Source organism: uncultured Bifidobacterium sp. (assembly GCF_959020145.1).
Lineage (GTDB): Bacteria > Actinomycetota > Actinomycetes > Actinomycetales > Bifidobacteriaceae > Bifidobacterium.
On record NZ_CAUEQY010000011.1, the window covers coordinates 1 to 14,666 of the forward strand.

12 protein-coding genes are annotated in these 14,666 nt (G+C 57.0%); 1 reads left to right on the forward strand and 11 read right to left on the reverse strand.

The features are described from left to right. Positions 1-66 precede the first annotated feature (66 nt). Positions 67-2,148: a M13 family metallopeptidase gene (locus Q5H33_RS05095; RefSeq protein ID WP_302423363.1), complete on the forward strand. Its 2,082-nt coding sequence runs from the start codon at positions 67-69 to the stop codon at positions 2,146-2,148. A gap of 55 nt (positions 2,149-2,203) precedes the next feature. Here Q5H33_RS05095 and Q5H33_RS05100 read toward each other — a convergent pair whose 3' ends face one another. From Q5H33_RS05100 to Q5H33_RS05150, 11 genes are all read right to left on the reverse strand, one after another. Next, the gene (locus tag Q5H33_RS05100; protein ID WP_302423364.1) at positions 2,204-2,740 is read right to left on the reverse strand and encodes a single-stranded DNA-binding protein; all 537 of its coding nucleotides are present in this window, start codon (positions 2,738-2,740) and stop codon (positions 2,204-2,206) included. Positions 2,741-3,162: 422 nt separating this feature from the next. Further along, positions 3,163-4,998 (reverse strand): proline--tRNA ligase, encoded by a 1,836-nt coding sequence (locus tag Q5H33_RS05105; protein ID WP_117810666.1) that lies wholly within the window; start codon positions 4,996-4,998, stop codon positions 3,163-3,165. A gap of 145 nt (positions 4,999-5,143) precedes the next feature. Then, the gene (locus tag Q5H33_RS05110; protein ID WP_065440619.1) at positions 5,144-6,550 is read right to left on the reverse strand and encodes a PIF1 family DEAD/DEAH box helicase; all 1,407 of its coding nucleotides are present in this window, start codon (positions 6,548-6,550) and stop codon (positions 5,144-5,146) included. 53 nt (positions 6,551-6,603) lie between these two features. After that, positions 6,604-7,488, reverse strand: a complete 885-nt coding sequence (locus tag Q5H33_RS05115; RefSeq protein WP_302423369.1) for a Cof-type HAD-IIB family hydrolase — start codon at positions 7,486-7,488, stop codon at positions 6,604-6,606. Between the two features lie 63 nt (positions 7,489-7,551). Continuing rightward, positions 7,552-8,202, reverse strand: coding sequence for an oligoribonuclease (orn, locus tag Q5H33_RS05120; RefSeq protein ID WP_117659957.1), 651 nt, complete (start codon positions 8,200-8,202; stop codon positions 7,552-7,554). 273 nt (positions 8,203-8,475) lie between these two features. Continuing rightward, positions 8,476-10,020 (reverse strand): IMP dehydrogenase, encoded by a 1,545-nt coding sequence (gene guaB / locus Q5H33_RS05125; RefSeq protein WP_055063073.1) that lies wholly within the window; start codon positions 10,018-10,020, stop codon positions 8,476-8,478. A 104-nt stretch (positions 10,021-10,124) separates the two neighbouring features. Beyond that, positions 10,125-11,285 carry an MraY family glycosyltransferase gene (locus Q5H33_RS05130; protein WP_117810669.1) on the reverse strand — a complete coding sequence of 387 codons (1,161 nt, stop codon included), beginning with the start codon at positions 11,283-11,285 and terminating at the stop codon, positions 10,125-10,127. Further along, a complete protein-coding gene (locus tag Q5H33_RS05135; RefSeq protein ID WP_065438019.1) occupies positions 11,282-11,944 on the reverse strand; it encodes an L-threonylcarbamoyladenylate synthase in 663 nt (220 codons plus the stop codon). The genes Q5H33_RS05130 and Q5H33_RS05135 overlap by 4 nt, the downstream gene beginning before the upstream one ends. A 71-nt stretch (positions 11,945-12,015) precedes the next feature. After that, positions 12,016-12,720: an ABC transporter ATP-binding protein gene (locus Q5H33_RS05140; RefSeq protein ID WP_022245065.1), complete on the reverse strand. Its 705-nt coding sequence runs from the start codon at positions 12,718-12,720 to the stop codon at positions 12,016-12,018. Then, the gene (locus tag Q5H33_RS05145) at positions 12,720-13,541 is read right to left on the reverse strand and encodes an ABC transporter ATP-binding protein (RefSeq protein ID WP_226555434.1); all 822 of its coding nucleotides are present in this window, start codon (positions 13,539-13,541) and stop codon (positions 12,720-12,722) included. Before Q5H33_RS05145 ends, Q5H33_RS05140 begins: the two co-directional genes overlap by 1 nt. Further along, positions 13,538-14,665 carry a branched-chain amino acid ABC transporter permease gene (locus tag Q5H33_RS05150; protein WP_065440625.1) on the reverse strand — a complete coding sequence of 376 codons (1,128 nt, stop codon included), beginning with the start codon at positions 14,663-14,665 and terminating at the stop codon, positions 13,538-13,540. Before Q5H33_RS05150 ends, Q5H33_RS05145 begins: the two co-directional genes overlap by 4 nt. Position 14,666: the final 1 nt, after the last annotated feature.

Here is a 14,666-nt window from a genome sequence, read left to right on the forward strand (position 1 = left end):
TTGCATAATGACGATTATTCGTTTCAGATACACTGTTTTGTCACCAAAGATGGATAGTGTGAAGCCATGAGTACCACTTTGAATTCGGGTATCGATCCGGCATCGTTCTCCGCCGTGACCGGCCCTGCGCAAGATCTGTTCCGCTATGCCAACGGCCCATGGATCGACATGTATCGTCTTCCTGATGATCGTTCCCGTTATGGTTCGTTCGATAAGCTCGCTGAAGATGCCGAAAACCAGATTCGTGAGATTCTCGAAGACGACGACTGCCCTGCCGAGAAGTCCCACGCCCTGTATGCGAGTTTCCTTGACGTCGACGCCATCAACGCTTCCGGACTCGCGGCCATTGAAGACCAGTTGAAGGCTATTGACGTCGCTGCCGACAAGGCTGAACTCACCCGCTCTTTGGGCGCGATGAACCCGGCTGGCGGCCCTGACCTGATCGGCATTGCCGTGTATGGCGATCCGGGCGCTCCCGAAACCAACATCATCCATATTGAACAGTCTGGCTTGGGACTGCCCGATGAGGCGTATTACCGTGAAGACCATTATGCGCCGATTCGTGAAGCATACGTCGATATGGTGGCCAAGCAGTTGAAGAACGCGAAGCTCGCCGCCGATGACGAGCAGGCCGAAGCTCAAGCCCAGCGTTTCCTCGACGTGGAGACACGTATCGCCGCGAACCATTGGGACAATGTGGCAACCCGTGATTCGGTGAAGACCTATAATCCCACCGATTATGCGGAATTGAGCGGAATGCTCGCCGATTATGATCTCGACACATGGATCGAATCCTGGCAGTCCGCATATGATCAGACTTCCGCCGCTCAGGTGCAGCCGCTTGATTTCCGAGGCATTTTCAACCATGTGGTGGTGCATGAGCCCAGCTTCCTCACCGGTCTTAACGCATTCTGGAAGGCCGCGGATCTCGACGATCTCAAGCTGTGGGCACGCGTGCATGTGATCATCGGCTCCACCTTGGAGTTGCCGCACGAATTCGATGAGACGAATTTCGAGTTCTATGGCAAGACGTTGTCTGGTCAGAAGCAGCAGCGCGTGCGTTGGAAGCGCGGCGTTTCGCTGGTCAACGGCATCTGCGGCGAGGATGTCGGCCGCGAATATGTGAAGAGGCACTTCCCCGAGTCGTCGAAGCAGCGTATGGAACAGCTGGTCGGCAATCTGATCGACGCCTACCGCGTGTCCATTTCCAACTCCGCCTGGCTTGGCGAAGAAACCAAGCAGAAGGCGTTGGAGAAGCTCTCCAAGTTCGTGCCGAAGATCGGCTATACGAACCATTGGCGTGACTATTCCGCGCTTGATGTGCGCGAGAATGCCGGTTTTGCCGAGAACATGCGTGCCGCCAACCTGTATGAGACCGGCTATCAGCTGGCCAAAGTCGGCAAGAGCGTCGACAAGGACGAATGGCTGATGAATCCGCAGACGGTGAACGCCTATTATGAGCCGACCATGAACGTGATCGTGTTCCCGGCCGCCATTCTGCAGCCGCCGTTCTTCGACCCGAACGCCGAAGACGCCGCGAACTATGGCGGTATCGGAGCGGTGATCGGCCATGAGATCGGCCACGGCTTCGATGATCAGGGTGCCCAGTACGACGGCGACGGCAAGCTCAACGACTGGTGGACCGAAGAAGACAAGGCCAATTTCGAGCAGCTCACGCAGAAACTCATCGACCAGTACAACGCGTTCGTGCCAACGCAGCTTGCCGAAAAATACGCCGACGATCCAGCTCAGGCTCCGCATGTGAACGGCGCTTTGACCATCGGCGAGAACATCGGCGACCTGAGTGGCGTGAACATTGCACTCAAAGCATATGCGTTCGCTCTTGACGAGGTGGCAGGCCGTGAGAAGAACGGTTCCATGGAGGCCATTGAAGCTTCGCTGGCTGAGGCGCCGGAAATCGATGGTTTCACCGGTTTGCAGCGTTTCTTCCTCAGCTACGCGTCCATCTGGCGCACCAAGAATCGTGACGAGCTGGCGGAGCAGTATCTGCAGATCGACCCGCACTCCCCCGCCGAATGCCGCACGAACGGCATCGCACGCAACGTGGATCTGTTCTACAAGGCGTTCGACGTGAAGCCGGAGGACGGCATGTGGCTCGATCCCGATCAGCGCGTGCGCATCTGGTAACAAACCACATCATCGGCTGGCAATCGGAGCCAAGCATGCAAGGCATCGGTGCCGCCTAATATATGTCGCCGTCGAATTCCCCGGTATCTCCCGAGAATTCGGCGGCTTCGTCATCTTCGGGAACCACGATTTCGACCGGCGCCACACTGCCCTGCCTGACGAACGGATCGGCTCCCACACGCGGTTCCGTTCCTTTCGCTTCCGGCTGGTGCTGGTCGTTCGGCTTGACGAACTTACGCAACGTGGTGACTCCCCGGTTAAGGTCGTGCCCTGCGGCGCTGGCTTCCAGCACTATGCGTGACTGCGGTTTGCCGTTCTGATCGGCCCACGTTTCCGTGGCGAGCGCGCCCGTCACGATAACCGGCTCGCCTTTCTTCAGAGATTGGCAGATGTTCTCGGATAGGTTCCGGTACGCTTTCACCGTGATCCATGTGGTGGGAAGATCCTTCCATTGCTGTGTGCGATTGTCGAAATACCGTCTGGTGCTCGCCATTCTGAACGAACTGGCATGGGGCATGCCGTCCTTGTTGAATTGCGTGGGATTGGCGCCCACATATCCGGTGATGGTGATGAGAGCTTGCTGTTGTGCCATGATCGGCCCTTTCTGTCGCATTGGTAATAAAGGGGCCGCGGAAAGCACCGATGAAGGTGCGAAAGCAACGCGCAGTCGGAGAAATGGGTTGCGAGAGAGGGGTTCTGCACGCCTTTCCGCTTCCTTGCGTTTCCGCGGTAGAACCACTATCCCTGATTCGACCATACTGGCACAAGCGCAACCGGCAAATGTGGATAAAGGACGCCGTTTCGGGCGAGTCGTGGATAGTCGGTGGATAAATCTCACTTATCCACCGCAAGGCACTGCCGATATATGCATGGTTTTTCGTTTGTTTTCCCCATAAATGTTTTCCTCACAATCATGCTTCCTCCTACCTGTTTCCAGATAAAAAAAAACGGAAGATTATGGCATATCCATAATCTTCCGTTTATATGGTGAAATAATCAGAAAAAATACGATTATTACTTCAGCAGCGCGGCGACACGATCGGCAATCACCCGGGCTGCGTCGGCGACAGGCACGGCTTCGGCGTTCTCGCCATTGCGGTCACGCACTTCAATGGTGCCATTGTTGACAGTGTCGCGGCCTGCGACGGCGATCAGCGGCACGCCGATAAGCTCGGCATCCTTGAACTTGACGCCCGGGGAAACCTTCTTACGGTCATCGAAGATCACTTCGATGCCCTTGGCTTCCAGATCGGCGATCAGTTGCTCGGCGGCTTCGAATGCAGCCGCATCCTTGCCGGTGGCCACCACATGCACCTGGGCGGGAGCGATGATGGCCGGCCATGCCAAGCCCTTCTCGTCATGGTGGGTTTCAGCAATACAAGCCATCACACGAGACACGCCAATGCCGTAGGAGCCCATCCACACCGGCACGGTCTTACCGTTCTGGTCGAGCACCTTCAGGCCAAGCGCGTTGGAATACTTCAAGCCAAGCTGGAACACCTGGCCGATTTCCACACCGCGTTCGAAGCTCAGCGGACCGGAACCATCCGGGCTCATGTCGCCATGGCGAACCTGCACGGCTTCCACAACGCCATCGGCTTCGAAGTCACGACCGTACACGAGATCGTAGTAGTCGACGCCGGCTTCGTCGGCACCGGTGAACCATGCGGAACCGCGGGCGATATGCGCGTCAATGAGGTAACGCAACGCTTCGCCGGTTTCGTTGGCGTTTTCAGCCTTTTCACCGCCGCGAGCCTGCGGGCCAAACGCCATCGGGCCAATATAGCCCTTGACGAGTTCCGGATGCTTCTTCAGATCCTCGTCGGTGGCCTCTTCGATTTCAGCCGGAGTGAACTGCGCTTCAAGACGCTTCATGTCAACGGTACGATCGCCAGGCACGCCGACGACCACCAGTTCGCGCCACGGCTCGTCATGATCGTCGTCCTGCGGATGCATCACGGCGATTACCACGTTCTTCAGAATGTCGGAGGCCTCCCACGCGCGGCCATCGGAACGCGGATGGTTGGCGTTGGCAAATTCAACCATCTGATCGATGGTTTCAGCATTCGGCGTCGGACGCTTTTCAGCGGCCGGAGTGTTGCTGAAGTCGATGGCTTCCGGTTCCGGAGTGGTCAGCGCCTCAACATTCCAAGCCTTGCCGCTCGGCGACTGTGCGAAGGTATCTTCACCGATTTCCATCGGGGCAAGGAACTCTTCGGATTCGAAGCCGCCCATCGGGCCGGCCATGGCGTGCACCGGCACATACTTCAAATCGAGACGGTTGAAAATACGCTCGTAGGCGCCACGCTCGTCCATATACGCCTTGACAAGGCCTTCCTTGTCAAGCGTGAAGGAGTAGGCATCCTTCATGATGAATTCACGGCCACGAATCAGGCCTGCACGCGGACGGAATTCGTCACGATACTTGGTCTGAATCTGGTAGAGGGTAACCGGCAGATCCTTGTAGGAGGAGTACAGGTCCTTGACCAGCAGGGTGAACATTTCCTCATGGGTCGGCGCCAACAGATAGTCGGCCTCGTGGCGGTCCTTCAAACGGAAGATGTTGTCGCCATATTCTTCCCAACGATGGGTGGCCTCATACGGCTCACGCGGCAGCAGACCGGAGAAGTGAACTTCCTGGGCGTCGATCGAAGCCATTTCCTCACGGATGATGTTTTCGATCTTGTTCAGAACATTCAGGCCCAGCGGCAGCCAGGTCCAAATACCCGGAGCGGCCTTGCGCAGGTAGCAGGCGCGCTGCAGAAGCTTATCCGATACGACATCGGCATCGGCGGGATCCTCACGCAGAGTGCGCAGGAACATGGTGGACATACGAAGTGCTTTAGTCATATGCCCAAAACTACTCAGGCAAGGGGACGTAAGCCCAATCCAACCACCCGTTCACCGACGTATGGCAACGCACGGACGGAACACAACAGTCATATCCGTCGAATCCCAAAAATCATCATACATGTCAAACAAGGCAATCGCCATACTAGAACAGCGCGTCCTGCGCGAACTCGTCACCGTCGGGAACGGCAATGTTCTGCCGGAACGCGGCGATGCCATCATGAGCCAACATATCGGATGCCTGCGCCGAGGCGAGACGCAACTCACCATCCAATCGCACCGCATCGGGCGAAACCAAGAACATGCGTTCGTTCACACCGTTCAAATACAGGCCTTGCAGGCCTTCCACACGAGACAGCGCCACATACCCCATGCCAGGCGCGAAGGTGCGCCGCAAATCCATCACCGCACGCTCGAGCGTCATACCTTGCGATTTGTGGATGGTGATCGCCCACGCGCAGCGCAACGGCACTTGGTTGACGCTGGCGAGCACTGTGTCGCCGTCCATCATTTCCCAGCAATTCGGCTTCATGGTAACGATATTGCCGTTTTCAAATTCAACGATCGGCCATCCGCCCTTGTTTTCGGCGGCAAATCCGCGCACGGTACCCAATGATCCGTTCACGAATTGGTGGTCGGTGTCGTTGCGTACGGCCATCACCGCAGCCCCGGTTTTGAGCTGCAAACGTTCGGGGGCAAGCATGTTCTTCTTCAAACGTTCCACCAGATTGACTGGTCCTGCGGCTTCGGCGAAATATTCGTGCGGCTCCTCGTTGATTTCGAACAGGCGCATGTCGTTGAGCGTGTCCGCCTGCTTGTTGACGGGAAACAGATTGACGGCCTGTTGACCAGGTTCGGGGATTGTGCCCAGTCTGGTGAGGAGCACATTGCGATCGTCGTCGTTCACGCAACCGTTGCGAATATCGGTCAATACGGTGAGCAGACTGCCGTCATCCTGACGATGCTGTTCGGTCAGGTAACAGATTGCGGGATTCAATTCCCGCCATACCAATGATTCGGTGACGAAACCATCTGGATTGAGTCCCGCTTTCGCATATCGTTCGCGGGAAGCCACGAATTCCGGGCTTGGTGTGACCAAATCGTGGTTGCGCCCACTCACACTCACTGGCGGAAGCTGGAAGAAATCGCCGGACAGCACCACTTGAAGCCCTCCGAACGGGCGTTGGTCACGTCGAATAATGCGGCACACCTGATCGACCATGTCGAACAGCCACGCATGCAACATGGAAACCTCATCGATGACGAGAATGTCAGCGCCCTGCAGCTTACGTTTGCGTCGGGTACGTATGGTTTTGATCAGATTGTCGGTGAGCGCGTTGGCAAGTCCGACACCGCTCCATGAATGAATGGTCTGCCCGTTGATATGCGTGGCCGCGATACCGGTGGACGCCGTCACCGACACCGCCGCACCTTCGGCACGGGCCTGACGCACGAACTCATTGAGCACGTAGGTCTTGCCAGCACCCGGCGCACCCGTCAGGAAGACGCTCGCGCCACTTTGCAGAATCGCCAATGCCTCAGCCTGCCGCATGCCGCACCGCCTTTCCTGTTCAATCGACCATCAATTTCGAAGAAACGGCTTCCTTACGCAATCAGTTTGTCGACAACCTGAAGCACCCCGTGATCGGCATTGGATGGAGCCACAAAATGCGCGGCTTGTTTCAACGCGGGGTGCGCATTGCCCATGGCGAACGACCACTGCCCTGCCGAAAGCATCTGCAAATCGTTGAGATAATCGCCAAATACCGCCGTTTGGGCCGCAGTGACGCCAAGCACGCGCTGCAACGCTTCGACGCCCTGTTTCTTATTGGTTGTAGCATTCATGATGTCGACCCACAGTTTGCCGGAAACCACCACCTGATAATCGTTCTTCAGTGGCGTCAGCTTTTCCGCGGCCATCGCTTCGGCATCGTCGAAATCGAGAATCGCCAGTTTGAGCATGGTGTCGCTTTCGCCGTTTGATGCGATCACATCTTCAAGCACGCTATGCAGATCGTCCACAATCTCCAGTGCCGCATAATATTTGCCGACTTCGTCAAGGAACGGCTTGTCCGTGCGCTGCACGTATGCCGCGCGCAGGCCACAAAGCACCAATCCCATATCGTATTCGCCAGCCGCGGCAGAAGCGTTCACCGTGTCGATGGTCCAGCGGGTCACATCGGTATCGACGCCGTGCACTTCGGCGATATTACCGTCAATGGCCACGACATTGCCGTTTTCCGCGATATACGAAAGTTCGCCGCCGTCAAGCACCTGCGCCGCCTTATCGGCGAACATGGCACGCAAGGTAGCGTACTGGCGTCCGGATGCCGGCACGAATTCAACGCCTCGTGAGCGCAACCGGGCAAGCATCGGCCAGAAACCTTGAGGAATCTCGCTATGCTCATCAAGCAGGGTGCCGTCCATATCGGCAACCACCAAGCGAATGTCTTGCGGGATTTCGATGCTGGTCCAATCAGCTGCGCTCACTGGAGTCCTTTCCATGTTTTCGTTGGAATATCAGATTTTCCAACGATTGTGCGATATGTGGAATCAGTTGTTGTTCAAAATGCTGGTTGCCACGATCTGATCGGCGATCGCCTTGGCTTCGGCTGCGTCAGGACCGGGCGCCGCTGCCATGAAAGCCTTACGGTAGTAGCGCAGTTCGTCCAGGGATTCGATGATGTCGGCGAGCGCGCGATGTCCACCATTCTTCGGCGGCCGGTTGTTGTATACGGCAGGATACCAGCGGCGGGCAAGCTCTTTGAACGTGCTCACGTCGATTACACGGTAGTGCAGGTGTTCCATGAGATTCGGCATATAACGGTCGAGGAATTTTTTGTCTGATCCGATGGAGTTGCCTGCGAGCAGCGGCTTGACGCCGTCCGGGGTGAAGCGGGCCACGTATTCGGTGACTTTCCGTTCGGCCTCTTCGACGCTCAGGCCGTTCTCCCATTCGTTGATGAGTCCGGAACGGGTGTGCATGGCACGCACGAAATCGTTCATATTGGCAACGGCCGCATTAGACGGCTTGATCACGAAATCAATACCCTCGTCAAGCACGTTGAGGTCAAAATCCGTCGGTACCACGGAGATCTCGCACAGTTCATCGTGGAAAATATCCAAGCCGGTCATTTCGCAATCGATCCAAATCAGTCGCGAACCTTTCGCCGTATACGTTTCGCCGTCATGTGCGTCAACCATTTTGCCTCGTTTCCTTTGCGTGTGCGCGTGCCGCTTGGCACGCTTCAGCTGAACATTCGAAGATACCGCGAGGTAGGGAGATTGGAAGGCCTACGCACCGGGAAGTCACACTTGTTTTAGCGATTTGCTTCGTACATCAAACACCGCTACTTGGCGATAGGGCGACGTTCGGTTATAAATATTCACGTTGCAGATATGAGTAAAGCCTCTTACTTTCGGTCTTTTCCGAGAAGTAAGAGGCTTTTACCGATTTTGATTACTGGAATTCAGCAATCACTGGCGGCCGGAGTAGTTCGGAGCTTCGGCGGTCATGACGATGTCGTGCGGATGGGATTCGCGCAAGCCAGCGTCGGTGATACGGATGAAACGGCCACGTTCCGGCATTTCGGCGATGTTGTGAGCGCCGATGTAGAACATGGACTGGTGCAGGCCACCGATCATCTGGTACAGCACTGCGTTCAGCGGTCCGCGGTACGGCACTTCGCCTTCAACGCCTTCCGGAACGACCTTGTCGTTAGAGGTGACGTCGGCCTGGAAGTAGCGATCCTTGGAGTAGGACTTCTTGCCACGCGGAGCCATGGCGCCGAGGGAGCCCATGCCACGGTACAGCTTGTACTGCTTGCCGTGCAGCAGCACCTTCTCACCCGGAGCTTCCTCGCAGCCTGCGAGGGTGCCGCCGAGCATGACGGTGGAGGCACCGGCAACCAGAGCCTTGGCGATGTCGCCGGAGTAGTGAATGCCACCGTCGGCGATGCACGGCACGCCAGCGGCACGGCAGGCCTGAGCGGCCTCGTACACTGCGGTGAGCTGCGGCACACCGACACCGGCCACCACGCGGGTGGTGCAGATGGAGCCTGGGCCCACGCCGACCTTGACTGCGTCAACACCGGCGTCGATCATGGCCTGAGCGCCCTGACGGGTGGCCACGTTACCGCCGATGATGTCAACGCCCTTGAACGCGGAATCGGACTTCAGACGGCGAATCATGTCGAGAGCCAGCTTGGCCTCACCGTTGGCGGTGTCGACCACGAGCACGTCCACGCCGGCTTCCATCAGAGCGGAAGCACGGTTGTAGGCGTCACCCAGGAAGCCGATGCCGGCGGCAACGCGCAGACGACCCTGTTCGTCCTTGGTGGCGTCCGGATACTGCTCGGTCTTCACGAAGTCCTTCACGGTGATCAAGCCGGTGAGGCGGCCTTCATCGTCAACCAGCGGCAGCTTCTCGACCTTGTGCTTGGCCAGCAGGTCGTGGGCGTCTTCCTTGGAGATGTTGGACGGGCCGGTGATGAGGTTCTCGCGGGTCATGACCTCGGAAACCTTGAGCCGGTCGTAATCCTCGGAGGCGATGAAACGCATGTCGCGGTTGGTGATGATGCCGACGAGCTTGTTGTCGTTGTCAACGACCGGCAGACCGGAGATATGGAAACGGCCGCACAGCTTGTCGAGATCAGCCAGCGTCACATCCGGGCTGACGGTCAACGGATCGTTGATCATACCGGATTCGGAGCGCTTGACGATGTCAACCTGAGCGGCTTGGTCGTCGATGGAAAGATTGCGGTGCAGCACGCCGATGCCGCCATTACGAGCCATGGCAATGGCCATGTCGGACTCGGTGACGGTGTCCATTGCGGCGGAGATCGCCGGGACCTTCATCGTGATGTTGCGGGTCAGATGGGTGGTGGTGTCCACTTCGGACGGAATGACATCCGTCTCGTTCGGCAGCAGCAGCACATCGTCATAGGCGAGGCCAAGCTGTGCGAAAATCGGAGGAAGTGGAGCGTACGTGGAATCTGCATTCATATCAGGAATTGTAGCCATAGACCCACTATATGAACGCGGGCTGACTTACCGCGACACGGCAGAACAAGCGGCAAACAAGGGTGTTACGAAAGTTAACTAATACCGCAAGGCAAAGCGTTTAATCAGTTTTTCCGACGCTTCGACGACCGCACCGACGCATGTCCTCCGCCATCCGCAGCATCCTCCTCCAGCATCTCGGGAATCCTATGCTTCACATACGGATACATGGTGGCGACGGTCAGCACCACGGCCGCAATCAGGAATCCAACAAGCACGTATTGGGCCTTGAAAAACAGCGTCATAATCGAGCCGAACGCGATCAGTGCCGCCCAACCCCACAGAATCAGCACAGCCCCCTGCACGGAATGACCGATGCGCAGCATGCGATGATGCAAGTGCATGCGGTCCGGATGCATCGGAGACTGTCCCTTGCGCAAGCGGCGCACAATCGCAAGACACATGTCGAGAATCGGCAGGAACAATACCAGAATCGGCAGCAGAATCGGCATGAACACCGGCAAGTAAATGCTGGCATGAATACTGGCCGGGTCAAGGCGGCCCGTCATCACAATCGACGCGCACGTGATCAAATAGCCGAGCAGCATGGAACCGGAGTCTCCCATGAACAGCTTCGCCGGATGCCAGTTGTGCATCAAAAAGCCCACGCACATGCCGACCATGGCAATGTCGATCAATGTCGCCATCGAAGCGTACGAAGGCGAGTTGCGGGCGATGATGTATGAATAAATGGCGAATGCGATGCCGCCGATCGCCACAATGCCCGACGACAGACCGTCCAACCCATCCACGAAATTGACCGCATTGATGGACGCGACGATCAAAAACGCGGTGATGGCCATCGACAGGCTCGGCGACGCCGTCACCAACGAGCCAAGCGGAAGCGAAATGATCTGCAGACCGCCCCATGCCACGAACACGGAAATCAACAGCTGACCGGCAAGCTTGAGCATCCAATCAAGATCCCACAAGTCGTCGGCCATGCCAAGCAGACTGATCATAATGGCGCCGGCGAGAATCACCCACGCCTGTTGCGATTGCGCGAACAATCCTTGAATGAACGGAATGCGGGATGCGAACAGCATCGACACGGTGAAACCGATCAGCATGCCCAAACCACCCAGTCGCGGTGTCGGAATGGTATGCACGTCTCGCGCACGCACTTCGCCGACGGCGCCGATCTCAATGGCGATATGGCGAATCAACGGCGTGATCAAATAGGTGACGCCGCCAGCAATCGCAGCAATGAACAGATAGATTCTCATACGCCCAAAGCACCGCCATTCAACGTCAAGGCCTTTCGGATAACCGGCTCGTGAATCACTCCCTCTCGAAGAATCGCAATGCCATCACGCCCATGAGGGTCAGCCGCCACAACCGTGGAAGCCACATGACCGGGAGTCGCTCCCCCGTCCAAATACAAATCAACCGCATCGCCAAGCGCCTGCACGGCCTCGTCAACGGTTTGCGCGCTTTCATCGCCGGAACGGTTGGCACTGGTGGCGGCCAACGGTCCGGTAGCGCGCAGCACACGCAAGGCGGCCGCGGAATTCGGAATGCGCACGCCCTGCGTGACCTTGCCGGTGGCGGGATCGGTACGTACCGTGGCGAGCGTGCAATCGTTATCGGCCACGGCGATCGGAGAGAACGCGCCCGGCATGAACATGGCGGACAGGCGGTTCAGCGGCACCGGCAGATCCAAATGCAGCTTCTCCATGCTTTCAATAGACGGCAATAGCACTTGCAACGACTTGTATTTCGGTCGTTGCTTCGCCGCGAACACCTTGCGGATCGCCTCAATGTTGCGCGGATCGCACGCAACGCCGTAGACCGTGTCCGTAGGAATCACAATCAATCCGCCGTCACGTACGATTTCGACAGCCTGGGCAAGGGATTCGTCTGAAATAGCGCGAATCTCGCTCATGACACCTCCCTTTTCGGCTTGCTGACCCCACCATTGTAAGGCAGGATTCTTCAACTGCGTTGAAACTGACCTTATGCGCCCAGATACGCCTTGCGCACCTGCTCGTTGTCCATCAGCTCCTTGGCGTCGCCTTCCATGGTGATGCGCCCGGTTTCGAGCACATACGCACGATCGGCGATCGACAGGGCCATATTCGCGTTCTGTTCGACCAGCAGCACGGTAATGCCCTGATCGTGCAGCTTGCGAATAATGGCGAAGATCTCTTTGACGAGTTTCGGAGACAGTCCCATCGACGGCTCGTCCATCAGAATCGTGTTCGGGTGGCTCATCAGGGCGCGGCCCATCGCCAGCATCTGCTGTTCGCCGCCGGAAAGCGTGCCCGCCTTCTGGTTGCGGCGTTCCTTCAGGCGTGGGAACATGTCGAACACCATGGCAAGATCGTCCGCCATGTGAGACCGGTCTTTGAGACTGAACGCGCCCATTTCAAGGTTTTCCTGCACGCTCATGCGCGTGAACACGTGGCGTCCTTCGGGAATATGCGCCATGCCGAGGGTCACGATCTTATTGTTCGGCGTTTTCAGCAGGTCCACGCCGTTGAACAGCACCTCGCCGGAAACCGCCGGAGTAAGACCTGTGATGGTATGCAATGTCGTGGTTTTGCCAGCACCGTTCGCACCGATCAGCGACACGATCTCGCCGTCGTTCACCGTCAGACTGATGTTTTTGACCGCTTCGATGGCACCGTAGGAGACGGAAAGATTCTTGATCTGTAGCATCAGGAGTCTTTCCTTTCGGTCGTTTCAGACGTTTCGACGGCATTGTTTTCAGCATCGTCCGCACCAAGATATGCGGAGATGACCTGCGGATTGTTGGCGATTTCCTCTGGCGTTCCGGAGGCGATGGTACGCCCGTAATCAAGCACTTGAATACGCTGGCACACGTTCATCACCAGGCTCATATCATGTTCGATCAGCAGAATGGCGATGCCGAAACGGTCGCGGATCGTGTTGATGCAGTTCAGCAGATCCTCGGTTTCCGTAGGATTCATGCCTGCCGCAGGCTCGTCAAGCAACAGCAGTTTCATGCCGGTCGCCAACGCTCGTGCGATTTCCAGCTTACGTTGCGCTCCATACGGCAGATTCGCGGCTTCGGTTTCGGCCAATCCTTCCAGTCCGAAAATACGCAGCAGGTCTATGGCTTTGGCATGCATGTCGCGTTCCTGCTTCCAGAAGGTCGGCGTGCGGAAGATCGCACCGCCCAGCCGGTAGGTGAAGGATTCGTTGAACGCCACAAGCACGTTCTCTTCGACCGTCATTTGATCGAACAGTCGAATGTTTTGGAAGGTTCTTGCGATTCCCGCACGCACGACCTGATACGTTTTCTTACCGTTCATGCGTTTGCCGTCGAGGAAGAACTCACCTTCCGTGGGCTGGTAAACGCCGGTCAGCAGGTTGAACACAGTGGTCTTGCCTGCGCCGTTCGGCCCGATCAGACCGACAAGTTCGCCCGCATTGATGGTCATGTTGAAGTCGGATACGGCTTTGAGGCCTCCGAAGGTGATGCCGAGATGCTCGGCCTTCAGAATCGGCTCGCTCATGCCTGCACCTCCTTGTCTTCGCTGGATGTGTTGATTTCGCTAGATGCGGTAGTCTCGCCGGTTTCCTTGGTTTTCTTAGATGCCGATTGAGACGCACCCGATTTGCCGTGCATCTTCACGCGTACCGGATAGAACCACTTGTTGACGAATTTCGGCAGCGAGAACTCCCAATTGCCGAACAATCCCTGCGGACGGAACACCATGATGATCACCAGCACCACCGAATACACGAGCATGCGGTATGCGGAGAACGCACGCAGCAATTCCGGCAAAATCGTCAGACCAACCGCGGCGACAATGGAACCCGTCAGCGAACCCATACCGCCGAACACCACCATGATCACGTAATTGATCGACTGCAGCCAACCGGCCATGCTTGGCGTGAGCGCACCGATATATTGCGCGAAAATACCACCCGCAATACCCGCGAAGAACGCGGAAATCGCAAAAACGAGCACTTTCATATAGGTGATGTTGATGCCGGAAGCGCCAGCCGCGATCTCATCATCACGAATCGCCTTGACCGCACGACCATAACGGGAACGCGCGAACATGAACAACAGCACCACGGTCACGACGGTGATACAGAACACCACATACAGATTGGCGAGACGGTCGATGCCGATCAGTGCCTGCCCCTGCTGGCCGTCCGCAAGTCCCTTGCCGCCGGCCACTTTCAGATTCTGGATGATCACACGAATGATCTCACCGAAACCAAGCGTGATAATCGCAAGATAATCGCCGTGCAAACGCAATGCCGGAATGCCGACAAGCACACCGAACACACATGCCACCACACCGCCGACGAACGTGACCAGCAGGAAACGCACCGTATCATCCATCTGAACGCCGTTGGCAACCAGCAGCTTGCTCATCAACGCGGCGGAATATGCGCCGATCGCCTCGAAACCGCAGCAGCCGAGCGTAAGCTGTCCGAGCACACCGATCGTCAGATTCAACGACGTGGTCATGATCACCGCAATGCAGCAAGTCATGAGAATACCCTTGACATACAGGGAAATAGCGCCCGTTTCACATACCGCAACAAGAATGCCGAACAGCACAAGCACGCCAATGGCACACAATGCATACGATTGCTTCGTGGAAAGCATTGATTTCTTCATA